Annotated in this window: 20 protein-coding genes; 7 read left to right on the forward strand and 13 right to left on the reverse strand. The window is 63.2% G+C overall.

What is annotated here, in order from left to right; all coding sequences use genetic code 11:
- Positions 1-86 precede the first annotated feature (86 nt).
- The 6 genes from GWE18_RS18300 to GWE18_RS18325 form a co-directional block, all read right to left on the reverse strand.
- Positions 87-791: an ABC transporter ATP-binding protein gene (locus GWE18_RS18300; RefSeq protein ID WP_275187101.1), complete on the reverse strand. Its 705-nt coding sequence runs from the start codon at positions 789-791 to the stop codon at positions 87-89.
- Positions 775-1,509 carry an ABC transporter ATP-binding protein gene (locus GWE18_RS18305; RefSeq protein ID WP_275187102.1) on the reverse strand — a complete coding sequence of 245 codons (735 nt, stop codon included), beginning with the start codon at positions 1,507-1,509 and terminating at the stop codon, positions 775-777. Before GWE18_RS18305 ends, GWE18_RS18300 begins: the two co-directional genes overlap by 17 nt.
- The gene (locus GWE18_RS18310) at positions 1,506-2,486 is read right to left on the reverse strand and encodes a branched-chain amino acid ABC transporter permease (RefSeq protein WP_275187103.1); all 981 of its coding nucleotides are present in this window, start codon (positions 2,484-2,486) and stop codon (positions 1,506-1,508) included. Before GWE18_RS18310 ends, GWE18_RS18305 begins: the two co-directional genes overlap by 4 nt.
- Complete coding sequence (locus tag GWE18_RS18315; RefSeq protein ID WP_057854060.1) at positions 2,486-3,364, reverse strand: branched-chain amino acid ABC transporter permease; 879 nt, start codon at positions 3,362-3,364, stop codon at positions 2,486-2,488. The genes GWE18_RS18310 and GWE18_RS18315 overlap by 1 nt, the downstream gene beginning before the upstream one ends.
- Before the next feature lie 172 nt (positions 3,365-3,536).
- A complete protein-coding gene (locus GWE18_RS18320; RefSeq protein WP_275187104.1) occupies positions 3,537-4,781 on the reverse strand; it encodes an ABC transporter substrate-binding protein in 1,245 nt (414 codons plus the stop codon).
- 82 nt (positions 4,782-4,863) lie between these two features.
- The gene (locus GWE18_RS18325) at positions 4,864-5,685 is read right to left on the reverse strand and encodes a putative hydro-lyase (protein WP_275187185.1); all 822 of its coding nucleotides are present in this window, start codon (positions 5,683-5,685) and stop codon (positions 4,864-4,866) included.
- Between the two features lie 120 nt (positions 5,686-5,805).
- Between GWE18_RS18325 and GWE18_RS18330 the strand changes: the two genes are divergently transcribed.
- The 3 genes from GWE18_RS18330 to GWE18_RS18340 are packed head-to-tail and all read left to right on the forward strand — an operon-like array spanning position 5,806 to position 8,950.
- On the forward strand, positions 5,806-6,723 hold the full coding sequence (locus GWE18_RS18330; RefSeq protein ID WP_057854058.1) for a LysR family transcriptional regulator: 918 nt from the start codon (positions 5,806-5,808) through the stop codon (positions 6,721-6,723).
- Positions 6,724-6,763: 40 nt separating this feature from the next.
- Positions 6,764-8,014 carry a Zn-dependent hydrolase gene (locus GWE18_RS18335; protein ID WP_275187105.1) on the forward strand — a complete coding sequence of 417 codons (1,251 nt, stop codon included), beginning with the start codon at positions 6,764-6,766 and terminating at the stop codon, positions 8,012-8,014.
- Between the two features lie 24 nt (positions 8,015-8,038).
- Positions 8,039-8,950, forward strand: coding sequence for an NAD(P)-dependent oxidoreductase (locus GWE18_RS18340; RefSeq protein WP_275187106.1), 912 nt, complete (start codon positions 8,039-8,041; stop codon positions 8,948-8,950).
- A gap of 639 nt (positions 8,951-9,589) precedes the next feature.
- Here GWE18_RS18340 and GWE18_RS18345 read toward each other — a convergent pair.
- Positions 9,590-10,669 carry a tartrate dehydrogenase gene (locus GWE18_RS18345; protein WP_275187107.1) on the reverse strand — a complete coding sequence of 360 codons (1,080 nt, stop codon included), beginning with the start codon at positions 10,667-10,669 and terminating at the stop codon, positions 9,590-9,592.
- Between the two features lie 186 nt (positions 10,670-10,855).
- Between GWE18_RS18345 and GWE18_RS18350 the strand changes: the two genes are divergently transcribed.
- Positions 10,856-11,632: an SDR family oxidoreductase gene (locus GWE18_RS18350; protein ID WP_275187108.1), complete on the forward strand. Its 777-nt coding sequence runs from the start codon at positions 10,856-10,858 to the stop codon at positions 11,630-11,632.
- A 175-nt stretch (positions 11,633-11,807) separates the two neighbouring features.
- On the opposite strand, the gene GWE18_RS18355 is transcribed toward GWE18_RS18350, so the two are convergent.
- Entirely contained in the window at positions 11,808-12,659 is an 852-nt protein-coding gene (locus GWE18_RS18355; RefSeq protein WP_275187109.1) for an alpha/beta hydrolase, read from the reverse strand.
- A gap of 102 nt (positions 12,660-12,761) precedes the next feature.
- Here GWE18_RS18355 and GWE18_RS18360 point away from each other — a divergent pair, with 102 nt between their 5' ends.
- The 3 genes from GWE18_RS18360 (at position 12,762) to GWE18_RS18370 (ending at position 16,304) form a co-directional block, all read left to right on the forward strand.
- Entirely contained in the window at positions 12,762-14,183 is a 1,422-nt protein-coding gene (locus GWE18_RS18360; RefSeq protein ID WP_275187110.1) for an amidase family protein, read from the forward strand.
- 209 nt (positions 14,184-14,392) lie between these two features.
- Positions 14,393-15,058, forward strand: a complete 666-nt coding sequence (locus GWE18_RS18365) for a sulfite oxidase-like oxidoreductase (protein WP_275187111.1) — start codon at positions 14,393-14,395, stop codon at positions 15,056-15,058.
- A 22-nt stretch (positions 15,059-15,080) separates the two neighbouring features.
- Entirely contained in the window at positions 15,081-16,304 is a 1,224-nt protein-coding gene (locus GWE18_RS18370) for a bifunctional alpha/beta hydrolase/OsmC family protein (protein WP_275187112.1), read from the forward strand.
- A gap of 142 nt (positions 16,305-16,446) precedes the next feature.
- On the opposite strand, the gene GWE18_RS18375 is transcribed toward GWE18_RS18370, so the two are convergent.
- From GWE18_RS18375 to paaE, 5 genes are all read right to left on the reverse strand, one after another.
- Positions 16,447-17,511 (reverse strand): YeeE/YedE family protein, encoded by a 1,065-nt coding sequence (locus GWE18_RS18375; RefSeq protein WP_275187113.1) that lies wholly within the window; start codon positions 17,509-17,511, stop codon positions 16,447-16,449.
- A gap of 218 nt (positions 17,512-17,729) precedes the next feature.
- Positions 17,730-18,755, reverse strand: a complete 1,026-nt coding sequence (locus GWE18_RS18380) for a zinc-binding alcohol dehydrogenase family protein (RefSeq protein ID WP_275187114.1) — start codon at positions 18,753-18,755, stop codon at positions 17,730-17,732.
- A 38-nt stretch (positions 18,756-18,793) separates the two neighbouring features.
- Positions 18,794-20,125 carry a phenylacetate--CoA ligase PaaK gene (gene paaK / locus GWE18_RS18385; protein ID WP_275187115.1) on the reverse strand — a complete coding sequence of 444 codons (1,332 nt, stop codon included), beginning with the start codon at positions 20,123-20,125 and terminating at the stop codon, positions 18,794-18,796.
- A gap of 15 nt (positions 20,126-20,140) precedes the next feature.
- Positions 20,141-20,590 (reverse strand): hydroxyphenylacetyl-CoA thioesterase PaaI, encoded by a 450-nt coding sequence (paaI, locus tag GWE18_RS18390; protein WP_275187116.1) that lies wholly within the window; start codon positions 20,588-20,590, stop codon positions 20,141-20,143.
- Between the two features lie 223 nt (positions 20,591-20,813).
- On the reverse strand, positions 20,814-21,893 hold the full coding sequence (paaE, locus tag GWE18_RS18395; protein ID WP_275187117.1) for a 1,2-phenylacetyl-CoA epoxidase subunit PaaE: 1,080 nt from the start codon (positions 21,891-21,893) through the stop codon (positions 20,814-20,816).
- Between the last annotated feature and the right edge of the window lie 80 nt (positions 21,894-21,973).

The following is a 21,973-nucleotide window of genomic DNA, read 5'->3' on the forward strand; positions in this document are numbered from 1 at the left end:
ACCCCAGACCGTCTCCGCGGTGCGATTTCTGGATTGCTTCGCTTCGCTCGCAATGACGTGGAGAGAGCTCGCCTTCACGGCAGCGGCTACAGCCCCAGATATGCCTTCCTGACATCCGGATTGACCCGAATGTCCGCCGCACTGCCCTGCATCAGGACGCGGCCGGTCTGCAGGATGTAGGCGCGGTCGGCGATTTCGAGGCATTCGGACATGCGCTGCTCGACGATCAGCACGGTCATGCCGGCATCGCGAATGCGCTTCACCGCCTGGAAGATTTCATCGACGAGCTTCGGCATGATGCCTTGCGACGGCTCGTCCAGCATCAACAGGCGCGGGCGCGTCATCAGCGCGCGGCCGATCGCCAGCATCTGCTGTTCGCCGCCGCTTAGCGTTTCGGCGCGCTGCTCCAGCCGTTCCTGCAGGCGCGGAAACAGCTTGAACACGAGATCGAGCGGCTCTTCGCGGTTGGCCTCGCCGCGATAGAGATAGCTGCCGAGCCTTAAGTTGTCGCGCACCGACAGGCGCGGAAACAGCCTTCGGTTTTCCGGCACATAGGCGATCCCGCGCGAGGTGATGACGTGCTGCGCCATGCCGTCGATCCGCATTCCGTCGAACGACACGGTGCCGGAGCGCGGACGCTCCGCGCCGGCGATCGATTTCAGCAGCGTCGACTTGCCGGCGCCGTTGGCGCCGGCCACGCAGACGATTTCGCCTTTTGCCACTTCGATCGAGACTGCCGAGATCGCGACCAGGCCCTGATAGGCGGTGGTGACTTCATGCACCGACAGCATGACGGTCTCCCAGATAGGCGGTAATGACTTTCGGATCGCGGACTACGTCGGCAGGCTTGCCCTCGACCAGCACCTTGCCGAGGTCGAGCACGATGGCGCGGTCGACCAGCGGCATCACGATTTCCATGACATGCTCGACCATCAGCACGGTGACGCCGGTGTCGCGCACCTTGCGCACCAGCTCGACGCCGGTCTTGGCTTCGACCGGCGTGAGCCCGGTGAGCACCTCATCCAGCAGCAGCAATTTTGGCTCTGTTGCGAGCGCCCGCGCCACCTCGAGGCGGCGCTTTTCGGACGGCACCAGATCGCTGGCGAGCACATTGGCGCGCGGGCCGAGACCGCAAAACGCCAGCACCTCATGCGCCTTGCGGCGGGCGTCGCGCATCACGGTGGAGCGGACCAGCGCACCGACGATGACGTTGTCGATCACGGTCATGGTCTCGAAACTCTTCACGACCTGGAAGGTACGGCCGATGCCGCGGTGGCAGCGTTCCGCCGCCGGCAACGCGGTGACGTCCTCGCCGTCAAAGATGATCGAGCCTTGGGTCGGCGGCAGCACGCCCGCGATCAGGTTGAACAGCGTCGACTTGCCGGCGCCGTTCGGCCCGATCAGGCCGACGATCTCGCCGCGCCCGACCGAGATCGAGACGTCGCTGTTGGCGATCAGGCCGCCGAAGCGCTGCCAGACGCCGCGGGTTTCCAGAAGAGGCGTGGTCATCGGGCCGCCTCCTTGCGCCTGGGCGAGAACAGCCCGACCAGGCCCTGCGGCCGCGCCAGCGAGATCGCGATGATCAGGCCGCCATAGACGATCAGGTCGACGCCGCGGCCGGAGCCGCCGATGAAGGAGCGCGTCAGTTCCGTGAGCGGGATCAGGATCACCGCGCCCAGCAGAGGACCCCACAGCGTGCCGATGCCCCCGAGCACTGCCGGAAGCGCCATCAACAGCGAGAACTGAAAACCCATCACACTTTCAGGATCGATGTAGGAGACGAACTGCCCATAGAAGCTGCCGCCGACCGCGACCAGGAACGCCGACACCGCCGCCGCGCCCATCTTGGAATTGAAGACGACGACGCCGAGGCTTTCGGCGGCGTCCGGATTGTCCTTCACCGCGCGCCACCAATAGCCCCATTTGGAATCTTCCAGCCACCAGGTGACGAACCAGGCGACGCAGGCCAGCGCCAGCGCGAAGTAGAAATACGGCAGCTTGCTGCGCGTGAACTGGAACTTCAGCCAGCTATCGCCGCGCACGGGGATATCGATACCCATCGCCGCGCCTGCCCAATCCCAGTTATGGAACAGCAGCAGCACGATCTCGGCGATGACGATGGTGGCGATGACGAAATAGTGGCCGCGCAGCCGGAAGCAGGGATATCCGAGCGCCATCGCAAGGACGGCAGAAATGATGCCGCCGCCGAGCATGCCGAACCAGGGCAGCACGCCGAACTTGGTGAACAACAGCGCAGTGGTATAGGCGCCGATGCCGAAATACATCGCGTGGCCGAGCGATATCTGGCCGCAATAGCCGGAAAGGATATTCCAGCTTTGCGACAGCGCGCCCCACATCAGCGTCAGAACCATGATGTTCTGAACGTAAACGTCCTTGACGAACAGCGGCACGACGGCTGCGATCGCGGCAAGACAGAATGCAACGATGAGGTCGCGGCGGCGGCTTCTGGCGAAACTCGTATCCATCACATCGATCCGAACAGGCCGCGCGGCCGGATGAAGACGACAAGGAGATAGACGGCGTAGATACCGACCGCCTTGAGCGAAGGCGGCAGCAGCAATGCGGTCGTCGCCTCGACGAGGCCGACGATGATGCCACCGGCGAAGGCGCCGAACACGCTGCCGAAGCCGCCGAGCGCCACCGTCACATAGGCGATCAGCGCAAAGGAAGCGCCGACGTCGGGATAGATGTAGAAGAATATCGCCATGACCGCGCCTGACAGCCCCACCAGCGCCGCACCGAGCCCCCAGCCCAGCGCAAACACCTTGTTCTTGTCGATGCCGACAAGCGCCACCGCGCCGGCGTCCTCGCGGGTCGCCTCCAGCGCGCGGCCGAAATCGGTGCGGTTGATGAAGAGGTAGAGCGCGCCGAACGCCGCGATCGCGACCAGGGCGCCGACCAGTTGCGGCACCGGCAGAAAGATGCCGGCCACCGAGACCGTCTTGCCGCCGAGCCATGAATGCGTGACGCTGCGGTAGTCCGGCGTGAAGAAGTACTGCGCCAGGCCGCGCATGACGATGGCAAGGCCAAAGGTCGAGAAGATCTGCACCATGCCGGCATTGGCTTTCGCGCGCACGGCAAATCGCACGATTAGTAGATAAACCACGGCCCCGAACACGAACAGCGCCGCCGCGACCAGCGGCGCCGCCAGCAAGGGGTCGATCGCAAAGAACACGAACAGGAAGAACGTCGCATACATCGCGATCATCAGGAATTCGCCGTGGGCGAAGTTCACGACGTCCATCAGCCCGAAGATCAGCGCGAGGCCGACGGCGATGAGACCGTAGAGCAGCCCCATGAGGAGACCGCTCGCCAGGCTTTGGATGATGGTTTCGGCGGTCACCGGCATTCCCCCATCGCACGTCGTCCCTGCGAACGCAGGGACCCATAACCACCGGAGTCGCATTTGAAAGAAGGACGTGAGGCCACGATGAAACCGATGCTCCCCGGCGTATGGGTCCCTGCGTTCGCAGGGACGACGCTGCGTTTGTGATGTCTTTCCAAAGAAAGACGGCCTACTTCATCGGCCAGACGGCTTCGGCGATGGCGGCCTGCGGCGGGAAGATGGTGACGAACTTGCCGCCGATATATTGCAGCAGCACCGGGTCGGCGTCGTTGTTCTGACCCATCTCGTCGAACTTGACGCGCTTCCAGGGCATGATGGTCTGCTCGCCCGGAATGTCGGTCGCAACCAGCGCATCGCGGATCTTTTCGCCGTCGGTCGACTTGGCGCGGTTGATGGCTTCCGCCATCACCAGGAGACCCATGAACTGCCGCGACGTCAGGTCGTTGAAGTCCTTGCCCGACTTCTCCTTGAACATGGCGTTGATCTTGCCGACCATCGGCCGCTTGGCGGCGAGATCGAGCGAGAAGCTGCCGCGCGAGATCACGCCTTCGAGGTTGTCGCCGACCGCGTCATACAGCGCCTTTTCGGAGAAGCCGGCGTTCTGCGCCACGATCGCGTTCGGCTTGTAGCCGAGTTCGGCCATGGTCTTGACCAGCAGGATACCGTCGGTGGTGTAGCTCGAGGGCATCAGCACGTCGGCATTCGCGGTCTTGAGCTGCTGCACTTCCGCCGACAGCGAAGGAGAGTTGGAGCGGTACTTGATATCGGAGATGACCTTGTAGCCGCGATCGGCAGCCAGCTTGAGCTGGGCGTTGGCGGAGTCGGTACCGAAAATGGTGTCCTCGTGGAATAGCGACAGGGTGTCGATCTTGGCGCCCTTCTTCTTCATCGCGTCGAAGAAATTGAACATGGCGGCCGAGAACATCTCGTCATGCGGCGCGGCGCGGAAATAGAACTTGAGACCGCGTTTGTGCAGACTCGGCGAGGAATTATCCGCCGAGATGAACGGGATCTGGTAGCGCTCGCAGATCTGGCTGACAGTGACGGCGACCGAGCTCTGGTAGGTGCCGATGACGGCGCAGACTTTCTCCTGGGTGATCAGGCGTTCGGTCTCGGCGCGGCCTTTCTGCGGATCGGCCTGGTGATCGGCGAAGACGAGGCGGATCTTGGCGCCGCCGAGGCCGGGCAGACCCTCGCCTTTCGCCAGCGGCAGATCGAAATCATGGTTCTTGTTGATGATGTCAAGCGCGGTCTCGAACGATTTCTGCGCATCGACGCCCATCTGGGCGCTGGCGCCGGAGAATGGATAGATCACGCCGATCACGATTTCGGACGTTTGCGCGCGGGCTGCGACGGGTCCGAGCGCTGCAGCAGCGGTGGCTCCAAGCAAGACGTTTCGGCGCGTGATGTTCATGGCGATATCCTCTGTAGGTCGGCAACTATCGATGAAACGGGCGAAGGTTGGGGTAAAGCCTCAATGATCAGCAAGCGCTGCATCAAAGCACGGCAAGCGCTTTATTCCTGAGATCGGTCACGAGCATCAATCCGGGCGCATGCGTAATCGCAAACGGCACCTTCGCGGCTTGGATGACCGATTGCGGGGTCACGCCGCAGGCCCAGAACACCGGAATTTCATCAGCTTCGATCGGCACTGGATCGCCGTAGTCGGGTTTGGCGAGGTCAGCGATGCCGATCAACTCGGGAAGACCGATATGAACCGGCGCACCATGCACCGAAGGAAAACGCGAAGTGATCTGCACCGCGCGGATCGCGTCCGCCGGCTTGAACGGCCGCATCGTCACCACCATCGGACCGGCAAACGGGCCTGCAGGGCTGCAGGCAATGTTGGTGCGGAACATCGGCACGCGTACATCGCGCTCGATATGGCGTATCGGCAGACCTTCCTCCAGCAGCGCCTCCTCGAATGAGAACGAGCAGCCGAGCACGAAGGCGACGAGATCGTCGCGCCAGTGCGCCATGATGTCGGTCGGCTCCTCCACGATCTCGCCGTCACGCCAGACGCGATAGCGCGGCAGGTCGGTGCGGATGTCGAGGTCAATGCCAAGCGCGGGAATGCGGGGATCGCCGACGTCGGACATGCCGATGATCGGACACGGTTTGGGATTGACCTGGCAGAAGCGGTGAAAGGCGCCCGCGAGTTTTTCCGGCAGGATTGCGAGGTTGCCCTGGACGAAGCCGTTGGCGACGCCCGCCGTGTGATGGGCCATGCCGGTCCGACAGGCATGCCGGGCCGCGACGCTCGGCGATAAATCCGCCGTATCGTGACCGGGTCGTTCGTTCCTCGCCAAGCTGGTCATCATTGATATCAGCTCCATTCTTGTCGACATCTACTCCCGCATAGGACTATGATAATGTCTAATCGTCTTTTTTAATCAAGTTCGATAAATCAAAGTTATCAAGATGCGGGCAGAGAGTGCATGACTGATTTCAAGGCAATTGAGACTTTCATGTGGGTGGTGACCCTGGGCAGCTTCCGCGGCGCCGCCCAGAAGCTCAACACCACCCAGCCTGCGATCTCGCAACGGATCGCGCAGCTCGAACGCGAAGTAGGCGTGCGGCTGTTACAGCGCGACCGCCGCATGGTGCTGCCGACGCCGAGCGGACGGCAATTGATGGTCTATGCCGAGAAGCTGATCGGGCTGCGCTCGGAAATGCTGGCGGTCGTCGGCGACCGTTCGGCGATGCGCGGCGTGCTGCGGCTCGGCGTCGCCGAAACCATCGTGCACACCTGGCTGCCGCAACTTATCAAAAGCGTCAACCACGCCTATCCGAACCTCTCGCTCGAGATCGAGGTCGACATCACCTCGAATTTGCGCAACCGGCTGCTGGCGCAGGAAATCGAACTCGCCTTCGTGCTCGGGCCGCTGACGGCGCCGATGGTCAATAACCGAACGCTGTGCGATTATCCCGTGGGCTTTACCGCCAGTCCCTCGCTCGGCCTCGGCAAGCAGGAACTGACCCTGCACGATCTGGCGAAGTTCCCGATCATCACCTTTTCGCGCCGGACCCAGCCTTACGAAATCGTGCGTTCCCTGTTCAACCGGCCCGACCTGCCGCCGATACGCCTGCATGCCAGCGCTTCGCTCGCAACCGTCATCCACATGGCGATCGAGGGTCTCGGCATCGCCTTGATACCGACCGCGATCGTCGAAGACGATATGGCGAGCGGACGGCTGCAATTGCTGTCGACCAATCTGCAGTTGGCCCCGCTGACGTTTTCGGCAAGCTGGCTCGCCTCCCCCGATACGGTCGCGGTGGAGCGCGTGGTCGAACTCGCCGCCAGCCTGGCGCGAGGCGGCGTCATTGTTGACGCGCCGCCGCAAGCGCGGCATTGAAAACGACGCCGCGCTCGCACCTCACGTTCGGAAGTACCCCATGACCAAAATCGGATCCAACCTGCAGATCGACTCCGCCCGGCTGTGGGACACGATTCACGAAACCGCCAAATTCGGCGCGACGCCGAAAGGCGGCGTGCGGCGGCTGACGCTCGGACCTGAAGACAAGCAGGTGCGCGACTGGTTCCGCGAACGTTGCGAGGCCGCAGGCCTTGAAGTGCATGTCGATGCGCTGGGCTCGATGTTCGGCCTGCGCAAGGGCCGCGACATGTCGAAGCCGCCGATCGGCCTCGGCTCCCACCTCGACACGCAGCCGACCGGCGGCAAATATGACGGCGTGCTCGGAACCCTGGCGGCGCTGGAGGTGGTACGTACGCTGAACGATGCCGGCATCGAAACCGAGACGCCGATCTGCATCTGCAACTGGACCAACGAGGAAGGCTCGCGCTTTGCGCCGGCGATGATGGCGTCCGCGGCTTACGTCGGCGACTTCACCACCGATGACATTTTGTCCCGCAGGGATGCCGAAGGCGTCACCGTGGCGCAGGCGCTCGACAGCATCGGCTACCGCGGCGAGACCCCGGTGGGGACGCAGAAATTCTCGGGCTTCGTCGAGTTGCATATCGAACAAGGACCGATTCTCGAAGCAGAGAACAAGACCATCGGCGTCGTCGATTCCGGCCAGGGCGTCTTGTGGTACGACGGCAAGATCACCGGCTTCGAGAGCCACGCCGGCTCGACGCCGATGCCGCTGCGACGCGACGCGCTGGCGACGCTGTCGGAAATCGTGCTGGCGATGGAAGCGATTGCCAGGAAGCACGGCCCGAAGGCGGTCGGTACCGTCGGCGAGGCGGTGATTGCCAACCCCTCGCGCAACGTCATTCCCGGCGAGATCGCCTTCACGGTTGATTGCCGCAGCGCGGATGCCGCCATCATGGATGCGCTGGATAAGGATTTGCGCAGCTCGATTGCCGAGATCGCGGCGCGGCGCAAGGTCGAGGTGCAGTTCGATCTGATCTGGCGCAAGCCGCCGACACATTTCGATCCCAGGCTGGTGGATGCGGTGGAGAACGCCGCAAAGATGCTCGGTTACTCGCACCGCCGCATCACCTCCGGCGCAGGCCACGATGCCTGCAACCTCAACACCGTGATGCCGGCGGCGATGGTCTTCGTGCCGTGCAAGGACGGCATCAGCCACAACGAGCTGGAAGACGCGACCCAACCCGATTGCGCAGCCGGTGCCAACGTGCTGATGCATACCGTGCTGGCGCTGGCCGGCGTCGCATCCTGATAATCAAAAACGAGGGGAAAAGCCGTGCGTGGAGTTTTTGTCGACGCCAATGAATCGCTGGCCGTGATCTTCGAGCGGCTGCAGAAGCCCGGCGATCCCGAGGTGCGGATCCACCGCGACCCCGACATCACCTCGGATCAGTATCCCCAGATACTCGATGGCGCCGAGATCGCCATCGTCGATCATACGGCGCTGCCGACCGACGTCGCGAAGAAATGCACCGGGCTCAAGCACATTGTATTTCTCGGCACCGGCGCGCGCAGCTACATGAACCCGGAAGAGCTCGCCGAGCTTGGGATTTCGGTGCACCTGATCAAGGGTTACGGTGATACGGCGGTCGCGGAATGCGCCATCGCGCTGATGTGGGAAGGCGCGCGCGGCCTCGCCAAGATGGACCGCGGCATCCGCGCCGGCAACTGGCTGCGCGACGACGGCATGCAACTGACCGGCAAGACGCTCGGCCTGATCGGCTTCGGCGGCATCGCGGCGGAAGTCGCGCGGATTGCGCTCGGTTCGGGCATGCGCGTCGTCGCCTGGAACCGGTCGCCGAAGAAATATCCAAAGGTCGAGTTTGTCGACCTCGACGAACTGCTGACCGAGAGCGACGTCGTCTCGATCCATCTGCTGCTCAACGACGAAACGCGCGGCATGATCTCGCGCGCCTGCATCGAGGCGATGAAGCCCGGCGTCATCCTCGTCAATACCGCGCGCGGCGCCATCGTCGACGAGGAAGCCATGATCGACGCCCTGAAATCGGGCCAGATCCGCCATGCCGGCCTCGACGTCTTCAACATCGAACCGCTGCCGGCCGACCATCCCTTGACGGAACTGCCCAACGTGACGCTGTCGGCGCATTCGGCGTTCCGCACGCCCGAAGCGAGCGAGAATTTGATGCGCGCGGCCTGGGAGCATTGCCGGCGGGTCGTGAAGAGGTGATGCCGCTTCTTCCTTCTCCCCTTGTGGGAGAAGGTGCCGTAGCGAAGCGTAGGCGGATGAGGGGTCTCTATCCGCGGAGACGGACCCCTCATCCGGCTCGCTGCCGCTTCGCGTCAGCGATCCACCTTCTCCCACAAGGGGAGAAGGGAAGAACTTTGCCTCACACTCCAGCCTCATCCTGAGGAGACCGCGAAGCGGTCGTCTCGAAGGATGGCCGCGGGCGAGATCGGGCCTCATGGTTCTCCCGGCGATGCGAAGCATCGTCCGGAGACGGCGCTTGGGCGCCTCCTCACCATGAGGGTCCGGCTAATCCACCATCTCCGCGACCGCCTTGCCGCTTCTTCCTTCTCCCCTTGTGGGAGAAGGTGCCGTAGCGAAGCGTAGGCGGATGAGGGGTCTCTATCCGCGGAGACCGACCCCTCATCCGGCTCGCTGCCGCTTCGCGTCAGCGATCCACCTTCTCCCACAAGGGGAGAAGGGAAGAACTTTGCCTCACACTCCAGCCTCATCCTGAGGAGACCGCGAAGCGGTCGTCTCGAAGGATGGCCGCGGGCGAGATCGGGCCTCATGGTTCTCCCGGCGATGCGAAGCATCGTCCGGAGACGGCGCTTGGGCGCCTCCTCACCATGAGGGTCTGGCCTAATCCACCATCTCCGCGACCGCCTTGCCGCAGGCAGCCGTGTCGGCGTTGCCGCCGAGATCCCGCGTGCGTAGCGTGCGCTCGCCCAGCGTGCGCTCGATGGCGCCGACGATGGACTCCGCCGCTTCCTTCTCGCCGAGATGCTCCAGCATCATCGCGCCCGACCAGATCATGCCGATCGGGTTAGCGATGCCCTGCCCGGCGATGTCGGGCGCCGAGCCGTGCACGGGTTCGAACACCGACGGAAAATTGCCTTCCGGATTGATGTTGCCGGATGGCGCGATGCCGATGGTGCCGGTGCAGGCCGGGCCCAGATCGGAGAGGATGTCGCCGAACAGGTTGGAGCCGACCACGACGTCAAACCAGTCCGGATGCAGCACGAAGTTCGCGGTGAGGATGTCGATGTGGTATTTGTCCCACTTCACGCCTGGATATTTCTTCGCCATCGCTTCCACGCGCTCGTCCCAATAGGGCATCGTGATCGAGATGCCATTGGACTTGGTCGCCGAAGTGAGGTGCTTCTTCGGGCGCGACTGCGCCAGATCGAACGCGAACTTCAGGATACGGTCGACACCAACGCGCGTCATCACCGTCTGCTGGGTGACGAATTCACGGTCGGTGTCAGGGAACATGCGTCCGCCGACGGAGGAATATTCACCCTCGGTATTTTCGCGTACCACCCAGAAATCGATGTCGCCGGGCTTGCGGCCCGCGAGCGGCGACGGCACGCCGGGCATCAGCCGCACCGGGCGCAGATTGACATACTGGTCGAACTCGCGGCGGAACTTGATCAGCGAGCCCCACAGCGAGATGTGATCCGGGATCTTCGCGGGCCAGCCGACCGCGCCGAAATAGATCGCGTCGTGCTTGCCGATTTTGGCCTTCCAATCCTCCGGCATCATCTCGCCGTGCTTTTCGTAATAATCCCAGGACGCGAAGTCGAAATGATCGAAATGAACCGACACGCCGTGCTTTTTCGCCGCCGCCTCGAGCACGCGTAGCCCTTCAGGAATCACTTCCTTGCCGATGCCGTCGCCTGGAACGACTGCGATCCGATACTGCTTCTTGGCGTTGCTCATCGAGAGTTTCCCTGAAAGGTTCGTTGGCTGTTTGTCAGGCGGCTAATGCCGGTTATTTGATTGCCTTGCAATGGACCAAACCTGCCGCCCGCGCAACGCTGCACTGCAATGTTGACCGCCACGGCACCGCGAGCCTAACAATTTCGCCAAGCTCCATCCCACCTCTCCTCACCCAGCGAGCATTCCATGGATCTGCACCTGCGCGGCAAGCGTGTCCTGATCACCGGCGCCTCCAAGGGCATTGGCGCGGCTGCGGCCGAAGCCTTTGCCGTGGAAGGCTGCGACGTCATGCTGGCCGCCCGCAGCGGCGATCAGTTGAACGCGCTGACCGAGCGGCTGCGCTCCGCGCATCAGATCGGAGCTACCGCCCATGTCGTCGACCTGCGCAAGGCGGAAGACATTGCAAGACTAGCCAAGGAAGCCGCCGATATCGATATCCTCGTCAACAATGCCGGAGACATTCCGGGTGGCTCGATCGACAAGATCGAAGAGGCGACCTGGCGTCACGCCTGGGAGCTGAAGGTGTTCGGCTACATCAACCTCACCCGCGCGATCTACGCCCAGATGAAGGCGCGCGGCGGCGGCGTCATCGTCAACGACATCGGCGCGGCCGGCGAAAAATTCGATGCCAACTACATCTGCGGCAGCGCCGGCAACGCCGCGCTGATGGCCTTCACCCGCGCGCTCGGCGGCAAGAGCCTCGCCGATAATATCCGCGTGGTCGGCATCAACCCCGGTCCCGTCGGCACCGACCGCCACGTCACGCTGCTGAAGACGCGGGCCAGGAACCAGTTCGGCGACGAGAACCGCTACAAGGAATTCCAGAAAGGCATGCCGCTCGGCCGTCCCGCGCACGCCCGCGAGATCGGCGATCTCATGGCGTTTTTGGCGTCGGACCGGTCTGGGTATACGTCGGGGGTGATCTTCACGGTGGACGGTGGGTACACGTCGGGGTGGGGTTAGGCGCCTCGCTACGCACACCGACCTCATCCTGAGGAGCATCGCGAAGCGGTGCGTCTCGAAGGATGGGCCGCGGATACGGTGGGGGCCTCATGGTTCTCCCGGCGATGCGAAGCATCGTCCGGAGACGGCGCTGTCGCGCCTCCTCACCATGAGGAGTAGACGTCGGCGCGACTAACTAACCCGTCGTCCGCTCGAACAACTGTCGGATCAGCGTCGTAATCCTTCCCTTCAGCGACATCATCTCGTACAGGATGGTGAAATGGTTCGCGCCGGGAATTTCCTCATACGTTACTGGCAAGCCATATCGGGCGCGGTGGCCGGCGAAATCGGCGGTCTGCTTCCGCAATAGCGGCAACTCGGCGCTGCCGACCACGAGCGACAGCGGTTTTAAGGGACCGCCTTCCTGCATCATCGGCGAGTTGCGGCGTGAAGTCGCTTCATCGGCCTTCAGCTTCTCGTTGAGATAGGAATGGCGGATCGGCTCCAGATCGTAGATGCCTGAGATTGCCATGCCCGCTCTCACCTTCGGATGCGATAGCACCATCGAGGTCAGGTGCCCGCCGGCAGACCAGCCTGATACCACGATGCCGCCGGCCGCGGCGCCAAGCGCCGGCAGTTGCTCGGAGAGATAATCGATGCCGGCGTGGATCTCAGTGACGATTTCGTCCAGTGTCGCCTCCGGCGCCAGCGTATAGCCGATCAGGGCCACGTTGATGCCGTGGGCCATCGGACCTTCGGCAACCACGGTGAAAACCTCCTTCGCCCGCGCCTGCCAGTAGCCGCCGTGGATGAACAGCAGCGTCGGCGCGTTGTCCGCCGCTTTCAAAAAATCAATCCGGTTGCGCTCGCGCGGGCCGTACCCCAGGTCGAGATGCCCGGGGAAGCGCTTGCGCAACTCGGCAGACCGCTGCTCCCAGCCCGCAATCATCTCGACGCTGCCGGGCACCGCAACACCGTTGTTGAGGCCGAGGTCGCGCTCCTGCTGGTTCATCGCGCGCCAGTCCAGCGCAGAGAACAATGTCGTCATGCAATATCTCCGGTCGGCCACAACTTCCATGTGATTCCACTTTGCCGGAAAATGTTCTACAGCACCATCTGCGACAAACGCAAAACGAGCGGAGATAGCGAAGTGGCTGATCAGGGGCTGGTGCGAGAGACGGCGATCGCCATTGTCGGCAAGCTGAAATCGGGTGAAGTTACGCCGCTCGACCTGCTCAACGTACTGGAAAAACGCATCGCCGAAGTCGACGGCAAGGTCAACGCACTCCCGACGCTGTGCTTCGATCGCGCCCGAAAGCACGCCACCGTGCTGATGAAAAAGCCGGCCAGCGAGCGCGGGCTGCTCGCCGGCCTTCCGATCCCGATCAAGGACCTGACCAATGTTGCCGGTGTGCTGACGACGCAAGGCTCGCCGATCTACAAGGATAATATCCCCGCGAAGTCCGATATCCTGGTCGAGCACCTCGAGAACAATGGCGGCGTGATCTATGCCAAATCGAACACGCCGGAATTCGGCGCCGGCGCCAACACCTTCAACGAGGTGTTCGGCCCGACGCGCAATCCATGGGACACGTCGCGATCTGCAGCCGGCTCTTCCGGCGGCGCGGCGGTTGCGCTCGCCACAGGCACCGCGTGGCTCGCACATGGCTCCGACATGGGCGGATCGCTGCGCAACCCTGCGAGCTTCTGTGGCATCGTCGGATTGCGGCCGAGCATCGGCCGCGTCGCGCATACGCTGGCGGCGGCGATCGACCGCAATCTCGGCGTCCAGGGCCCGATGGCGCGCAATGTCGAGGACCTCGCGCTATTGCTCGATGCCATGAGCGGCGAGCATCCCGCCGATCCGCTCTCGCTGCCCGTGCTGCCGACCTCGTTTCTGTCCGCCGCCCGTTCCGGCAACAAGCCAAAGCGCGTCGCCTATTCGCCCGATCTCGGCATCACGCCAGTCGATTCCGAAGTCGCCGCCATCACCCGCAAGGCTGCGCAGCGTTTTGCGGAAGCCGGCGCCATCGTCGAGGAAGCCCATCCGGACCTGCGCGAGGCCCATGAGTGCTTCCATGTGCTGCGCGCGTTCGACTTTGCGCTCTCCAAGGCGGCGCTGTTGCGTTCGAAGCGCGACCTGTTGAAGCCGGAAGTGATCTGGAACATCGAGGAAGGCCTCAAGCTGACGGTCGAGCATCTCGAACGCGCCGAGGCGCAGCGCGTCGCGATGACCGCGCGCACGCTGGAATTTTTCGACAAATACGATCTGTTGCTCTGCCCCGCCACCATCGTGCCGCCGTTCCCGGTCGAGAACCGTTACGTCGCCGAATGCGCCGGCAAGAAGTTCGACAATTACGTCGAATGGCTCGGCATCGTCTACGCAATCACGCTGGTGTGCTGCCCCGCGCTGTCGCTGCCATGCGGCTTCACCGCCTCTGGCCTGCCGGTCGGATTGCAGGTGGTGGCGCCGCCGCGCGGCGAGGCTCAGTTGCTCGCGGGAGCCAAAGTGCTGGAGGATATTCTAGGCGTGCGCGGCACGACGCCGATCGATCCGAAGGCGCCGAAGTAGATATCAACCCCTCATGGTGAGGAGCGCCAACGGGTCCGCGCGTAGCGCGGCCCGATGACAGGCTCCGCGCCGTCTCGAACCATGAGGCCACAGCCGGACCTTCATCCTTCGAGACGCCGCTCCGCGGCTCCTCAGGATGAGGTGAAATTTTCGCCGCTGGCGGTTCATGTCTGTGTCGCTATACTGCCGGCAACAAGGTCGCGATCGACATGACCAATGACCACGAGCCGCCGCCGGAGAGCAAGCTGACGCGCAGCAAAGAGCGCTGGGCGCGCGAGGGAAAATTCCTCACCGGCAAGATGTCACGGCCTCAGGAAGCGCGCCTGCCGCCGGGCCAGCATCTGACCAAGGATTGGCCGACGCTCGATCTCGGCTTGACGCCGAACATCTCGCGCGAGCGCTGGCGGCTCGATGTGTATGGCGCGGTGGAAGCTCCGCTGTTCTGGGATTTCGCGCAGTTTTCCTCGCAACCGCAGAGCAAGTTTATATCAGACGTCCACTGCGTCACGACCTGGTCGCGCTACGACAATCAGTGGGAGGGACTCTCGACCCGCGATCTCCTCGATGCCTGCCGACCGCGCGAGGAAGCGCGGTTCGTGGTGCTGCATTCGCATGACGGCTACACCACCAACCTGGCGCTGGAAGATTTCGCCGCCGAAGATGCCCTACTCGCCCATAGCTGGTCCGGTGCGCCGCTGGAGCAGGAGCATGGCGGCCCGGTACGGCTCGTCGTGCCGCACCTCTATTTCTGGAAAAGCGCAAAGTGGCTGCAAAGCATCGAGTTTCTCGCAGGGGACAAGCCGGGCTATTGGGAAGTCCGCGGCTATCACAACCGCGGCGACCCGTGGGCGGAACAGAGATATTCAGGCGACTAGAACCAGATCCGGGAGAACATCCGTGCCGAACGAACGCTTTCAATTCACGGGCGAAGGCGGCCACCAGCTTGCCGCCGCGCTGGATATGCCTGACAGCCCGGTGCAGGCCTACGCGCTGTTTGCGCATTGCTTCACCTGCGGCAAGGACGTGCTGGCGGCCAAACGCATTGCGACCGCACTAGCCTCCAAGGGGATTGCCGTATTGCGTTTCGATTTCACCGGCCTTGGCTCCAGCGAAGGCGAATTCGCCAACTCCACCTTCTCTTCCAACGTGGCCGACCTCGTCCGTGCTGCCGATCATTTGCGCGAAACCCGCGGAGATCCAGCTCTCCTGATCGGGCACAGCCTAGGCGGTGCGGCGATCCTTGCCGCCGCCGGACAGATTCCGGAGGCAAAGGCGGTCGTGACTATCGCCGCCCCTTCCGATCCCGTGCATGTCACGCATCTGTTCAAGGATCGTATCGAGGACATCCGCAAGCATGGCAAGGTGGAGGTTCAACTCGCCGGGCGGCCGTTCCACATCAAGCGCGAATTTCTCGACGACGTCGCCGAACACAACCTGATGTCGCATATCGCAAAGCTGCACAAGGCGCTGCTGATCATGCATGCACCGACCGACGACACGGTCGGTATCGACAACGCGACGAAGATCTTTGCCGCCGCCAAGCACCCCAAGAGCTTTGTTTCGCTGGCGGGCTCGGATCATCTGCTGAGCGGCAAGCGCGATGCGGCCTATGTCGCCGGCGTCATCGCCGCCTGGGCCGAACGCTATATCGAGCCCATTGCAGCGCAGCCCGCCAGTGCCGCGAACGATGCGCCGCGCCACGTCGTGGTGCGCGAAACCCGTAACAGCAAGTTCCAGCAAACCGTCACTTCCGGTCCGCATGAAATGGTGGCGGATGAGCCCGTTGCCGTCGGCGGCCAGGATAGCGGGCCCGGACCGTATGATTTCGTGCTCGCCGGCCTTGGTGCCTGCACTTCCATGACGATGCGGATGTATGCCGAGCGCAAATCGCTGCCCGTCGAGCGCATCACGGTGACGCTGAAGCACAGCAAGATTTACGCAAAGGATTGCGAGGAATGCGAAACGCGGGAGGGCATGCTCGATCAGATCGACCGCGTGATCTCGATCGAGGGCGTTCTCGACGCCGATCAGCGCAAGCGCTTAATGGAAATCGCCGACAAGTGTCCGGTGCACCGGACGCTCACATCGGAAATCCGTATCGTGACGAAGGCGGCGGACTAGTGGACCGGCCACGGGCCTTCATGGTTCGAGACGCGCAGCTTCGCCGCGCTCCTCACCATGAGGGGATAAAAAGACCTCATCCTGAGGAGCATCGCGAAGCGATGCGTCTCGAAGGATGAAAGCCCGGCTATCGAAGCGCGCTCTAAGCCGTCGCCAGCGGGCGCACGCGCAGCGCGCCGCGCAGGCCCGCGGCGGTGCCGACCAGAATGCCGGAGAATGCGATCAGCGATGCCACCGCCAGCGTGGAAAATCCCGTCAGGCCCTGCCCGATCGAGCAGCCGAACGCCATCACGCCGCCGGCGCCCATCAGCGCAGCGCCGCCACCGGAGCGCAGCATGTGGCGCGGCGACTGAAAGCCCTCGAGCTGAAAGCGTCCGGTCAACAGCGCGGTGACGAGGCTGCCGGCAAACACGCCGAACACCGTGACGATGCCGAAATTCAGCGTCGATCCCGTCGACAGCATGACGTATTGCAGCGCGTCCGCAATCGGCGCGATGAAGGTGAGCGAGGTCACCGGCGTCGGGTTGAAATCGTCGGCGCCGAGGTAGCCGGTCGCCAACCAGCCGCCGGCTACCAAAAGGCCGATCGCGAGGCCCGCGGCGATCTGGCCCGGCGAGCGCCGGAAGGCCGGATGCGCAAAGGCGAAGATGATCAGCGCCGCGGAGATGATCGAGGCGGCCAGCATCCGCGCCGCCGTTGCGCTCAGGCCCGCGGCGGCGAACAACGCCGCGACCGAATTTGCCGTCGTCGTGGTCTGCGACGCGGCGACCATCGCAATGCGGGGCGGTGCGATCAGGCCTTTCAGCGTCATCTGCGCGAAAATCGCCAGCACGACCACCACCACGAAGGAACGAAGATTGCCCCGGCCGAGCAGCACCAGCGCACGAGAGCCGCAGCCGTTCGAGAGCACCATGCCGTAACCGAACAACAGCCCGCCGAGGAACATCACCGGCGCGGAGAACGAGGACTGCAGATAGATCGACTTTCCGATATCGACGAGACCGGCGGCCGCCAGCAATTGCGTCGCGGCGACGGCGACGCCGATCGCCAGCGCATAGGTGCGGACCAGGCGGCCATCGCCATCGGCCCACCAGCCGCGCAAGCCAGAGAGCAGGCAGAAGCCGCTCAACAACCCGGCCGCCCCATAGATGAGGCCAATCAGCAACCCGCTCGCGACGATAATTTGGCCACCGTCCAGTACTGGCATTTCCCTGCTCTCTAGGCGCCGCGGACGCGGCTGCGACTGCTCGAATAAGATGCAATTTCCGGCTGCTAATACGTTGGAAGCATGGGTCCGTCCACGGCTTGCCAACGCAGAGAATGAATCTCTCGCACGACCTAACAATCGGGGAACAAAAATGTTGCCGGTAACCGAGGCAGGAGATTTGTTTTTCCGCGAAGTCATGGAGGTAGCGGCCGCGAAGCCTAGGCCGATGGCCGCAGGATCACGCGATCGCGCGATGATCCGGCCACGGCCATAAATGCCGCCTTGGCCTGCTCCAGTGGGTAGATCGCGCTCGGCTTGATCGGGAACGGCTTGAGATGACCACTGGCGAAGCCGGGACCGAGTTCCCGCAGCACCGCACCGGTCGCGACCGACGACAGGCCGAGCGTATCGATGCCCACGTAAGTGTGCTGGCCGCGATAGAATTCCAGAATGTTGAACTGCACGATGCGGTCAACCGCGGCGATCAGGATCTGCCGCCCGCGCAAGCCGAGCGATTGATGCGCGGCCTGGAAATAGGGATCGCCGACTGTGTTGAACACGATGTCAGCGCCCTTGCCATCAGTGAGTTCGCGCACGCACGCCGCGACATCGGTTTCGGAGGCATCGATGACTTCGACTTTCGAACTGGCATGGCCTTCATACGGCTCGGCCTTGCGCACAACGCCGATGACATGCGCGCCGTGCCAGCTCGCGATCTGTACCGCCGCCTGCCCGACCTTGCCGTTGACGCCCATCACCAGCACGGTCTCGTCCGCCCTGGGAATGCCGGCGCGGCGCAGGCCTTCCATCGCCGTGACAAAGGGCACGCCGATGCCGGCGGCCTCTTCCCAGGAAATGCTGTTCGGCTTCTCCACCACGGCGTCGGCTTCGACGACGAGATGCGTGGCATGCGTGCCGTCGCGGCGAATGCCGAGATCACCGGACGAGCCGAACACCTCGCGGCCGATCCAGCCCGTTGGCCCGTCGATCACAACGCCCGCATAGTCGCGCCCTGGGGTGCGGGGAAATACGGCATAAGGCATCAAGCCGGTCGCGGCCTTCACGTCGGATGGATTGACGGCGGCAGCCTTGATCTCGATCAGCAGATCGTTTTCGCCGCGTGACAACGCGCGCGTCTCGATGACCGGTGCAAGCGACGCGGCATCGGCGACTTTTGCCGGCAAACGGATGCAGCGGGCCTGGACTGCAAGGGGCTTAACATCTGACCTTTGGGCAACCGGCATCACGGCCTTCCCGCTCTCTCATTCATGAGGAGCACGAGTTACCCTTTCGGCCGCTTGTCGTAAACACGTTTTGCCTTGCCGAGCGAACGTTCGAGCGTGTTCGGGGCCACCGCCTTGATGCGCGCTGTGATGCCGATGGTGTTTTTGATGAAGACCGCGACTTTTTCGGCATGCGCGTGGAGCCCACTGCCGTCCCAGCTTTCCGGACGGACTTCGGCGAGCACGGTCATCTCGTCCATACGGCCCTCGCGCGTCAGCTCGATGGTGAAATGGCCGCCGCACCAATCGGTCGCGAGCAGCGCTTCCTCGATCTGGGTCGGGAATACATTGACGCCGCGCAGGATAATCATGTCGTCAGAGCGCCCTGTCACCTTCTCCATGCGCCGCATGCCCGGCCGCGCCGTGCCCGGCAACAGCCGAGTCAGATCGCGGGTGCGATAGCGGATGATCGGAAAGCCCTGCTTGGTCAGCGAAGTGAATACCAGCTCGCCCTTCTCGCCGTCGGGCAGCACCGCGCCGGTCTCTGTGTCGATGATCTCGGGATAGAAATGATCCTCCCAGATGTGCAGGCCGTCCTTGGTCTCCACGCATTCCTGCGCCACACCCGGGCCGATCACTTCTGACAGGCCGTAAATGTCGGTCGCGTCCATGTCGAAGGTCTGCTCGATCTCGGCGCGCATCGCGTTGGTCCAGGGCTCGGCGCCGAAAATGCCGAACTTCAACGACGACTTTCGGGGATCGAGGCCCTGTCGCTTGAACTCGTCCGATATCGCCAGCATGTAGCTCGGCGTCACCGTGATGATGTCGGGCTTGAAGTCGTTGATCAGTTGCACCTGCCGCTCGGTCATGCCGCCGGACACCGGCACCACCGTGCAGCCGAGCTTTTCGGCGCCGTAATGCACCCCAAGCCCGCCGGTGAACAGGCCATAGCCATAGGCATTGTGGATGATCATGCCGGTGCGGCCGCCGGCGGCGCGGATCGAGCGCGCCATCACGTCCGACCAGATGTCGACATCTCCTTGCGTGTAGCCGACCACGATCGGCTTGCCCGTCGTGCCCGACGACGCATGGACGCGCACCAGTTTTTCGCGCGGCACCGCGAACATGTTGAAGGGATAATTGTCGCGAAGATCAGTCTTTACGGTGAACGGGAATTTGGCGAGATCGGAGAGTTGCCTGAAATCGGATGGATGCACGCCGGCAGCATCGAAGGCCTTCTTGTAATGCGCGACGTTGTCGTAGGCATGCGTGAGCGACCAGGCGAGGCGCCTCGTTTGCAGTGCCATGATCTCGTCACGCGAGGCGCGTTCGGCCTCGTCCAGTTCGGGGCGATAACCGATTCCGCTGGATTTCAATCTTGCCATGGCCATGACGCGTTTCCCTTCCTATTCTTGTGTGGCCGCGCTCGGCAACCAGGTGCCGGAAATCGTGCGGGAGTGGCCGCGAAATTCGGCAATCACGACATCGCCTGCGGTGACGCGCACGTCGTAAATTCCGGACCGGCCGTTGCGCGAGATTTCCCGCGCGGTCGCAACCAGAACGTCGCCGAGCTTGCCCGGACGGATGAAGGCGATGTCGCATTGCGCGGCGACGGCGCGTTCGTTGCGGGAGTTGCAGGCAAAGGCGAAGGTGGAATCGGCCAGCAGGAAGATGAAGCCGCCATGGGCGATGCGCTGGCCGTTGACCATGTGCGGCTGCACCGTCATCGTTAGCGTCGCCCGCCCGGGCTTCACCTCGACAATTTTCATGCCGAGGCCCTTGCTGGCGTCGTCTTCCTTCCACATCGCATCCGCGCAGGCGCGGGCGATTTCGTCGGGCGACAGCGCGACGGTCATAGCTGATAGCCCGCTCTGCGAGATGGTTCCACGACGTTCTCTCCCTGTGCGTACGGGCCTGTTTGGCCTCTTTACGTAGTTACTCAGTGTTGGGACGAAGCACCTGAAGTGTCAACGATCCCTCGATTTACAACTGCTTCCGTCATTCCGGGATGGTGCGTTAGCACCAGACCCGGAATCTCGAGATTCCGGGTTCGCTTCGCGCCCCGGAATGACGGTGTAGTCACACATGGTCGTAATCCACCACGACCTTGTCCGAACACGGCCGCGCCTGGCAGGTCAGGATGAAGCCTGCCTTCAGCTCCCACGGCTCCAGCGAATAGTTCACTTCCATCTGCGCGTCGCCTTCGACCAGCTTGGCGCGGCATGTCGAGCACATGCCGCCCTTGCAGGCGAACGGCAAATCCATGCCGGCGCGCAATGCGGCGTCGAGGATCGATTCTTCCTCGGCGACCGGGACCTCGCGGCGCTTGCCGTCGATGATCAACGACGCCGTCGCCTTGGGCGGCGCGGACGCCTCAATGACCTTCTTCGGGCGCGGTTTGCCGCCAAACTCCGAGACGAAGCGCTCGACATGGATGCGATCTTCGGCAACGCCGATGTCGCGGCAGGTCGCCTCGATATCCTCGCTCATGCCCGCAGGCCCGCAGATAAAGACATGATCCACGCTTCCCGCCGGCACCAGCGAGCGCAACAGTACGCGCACCTTCTCGCCATTGAGTCTGCCGTGCAGGATCGGGATATCCTGCTCTTCGCCCGAGATGACGTGGAAGAGCGAAAGCCGCTGCATGAAGCGGTCTTTCAATTCCTCCAGCTCTTCGAGGAACAACATGCCCGATGTCGTGCGGTTGCCATAGAACAGGAAGAAGCGGCTGTTCGGTTCGCGCGCGAGTACGCCCTTGACGATCGACAGGATCGGCGTGATGCCGCTTCCCGCGGCCAAGCCGACATAAATCCGCGCCTCATCGGGCGCATGGGCGATGCCAAAACGGCCGGTCGGCGTCATCACGTCGAGCTCGTCGCCGCTCTTCAACTCTTCCGCGGCCCAATTGGAGAACGCGCCGCCGTCGACCTTCTTCACTGCGATACGCAGCTCGCCATCGTCAGGGCCAGAGCAGATCGAATAGGAACGGCGCACTTCTTCGCCGTCCATCGTCGTGCGGAGCGTGAGGTACTGCCCCGGCGCGAAGCTGTAGTCGTCTTCCAGCTCTTTCGGAATGGAGAAGGTCATGGACACCGCGTCGGCTGCCTCACGGCGGAGGTCATTGACGGCGAGACGGTGGAAGCGCGGTGCGTGAGACATCAGTGTTTCCCCACCGTCATTGCGAGGAGCGAAGCGACGAAGCAATCCACCGCCCTACAGCATGGTTAGATGGATTGCTT

The sequence above is a fragment of the Bradyrhizobium sp. CSA112 genome (genome assembly GCF_029051645.1).
Taxonomy (GTDB): domain Bacteria; phylum Pseudomonadota; class Alphaproteobacteria; order Rhizobiales; family Xanthobacteraceae; genus Bradyrhizobium.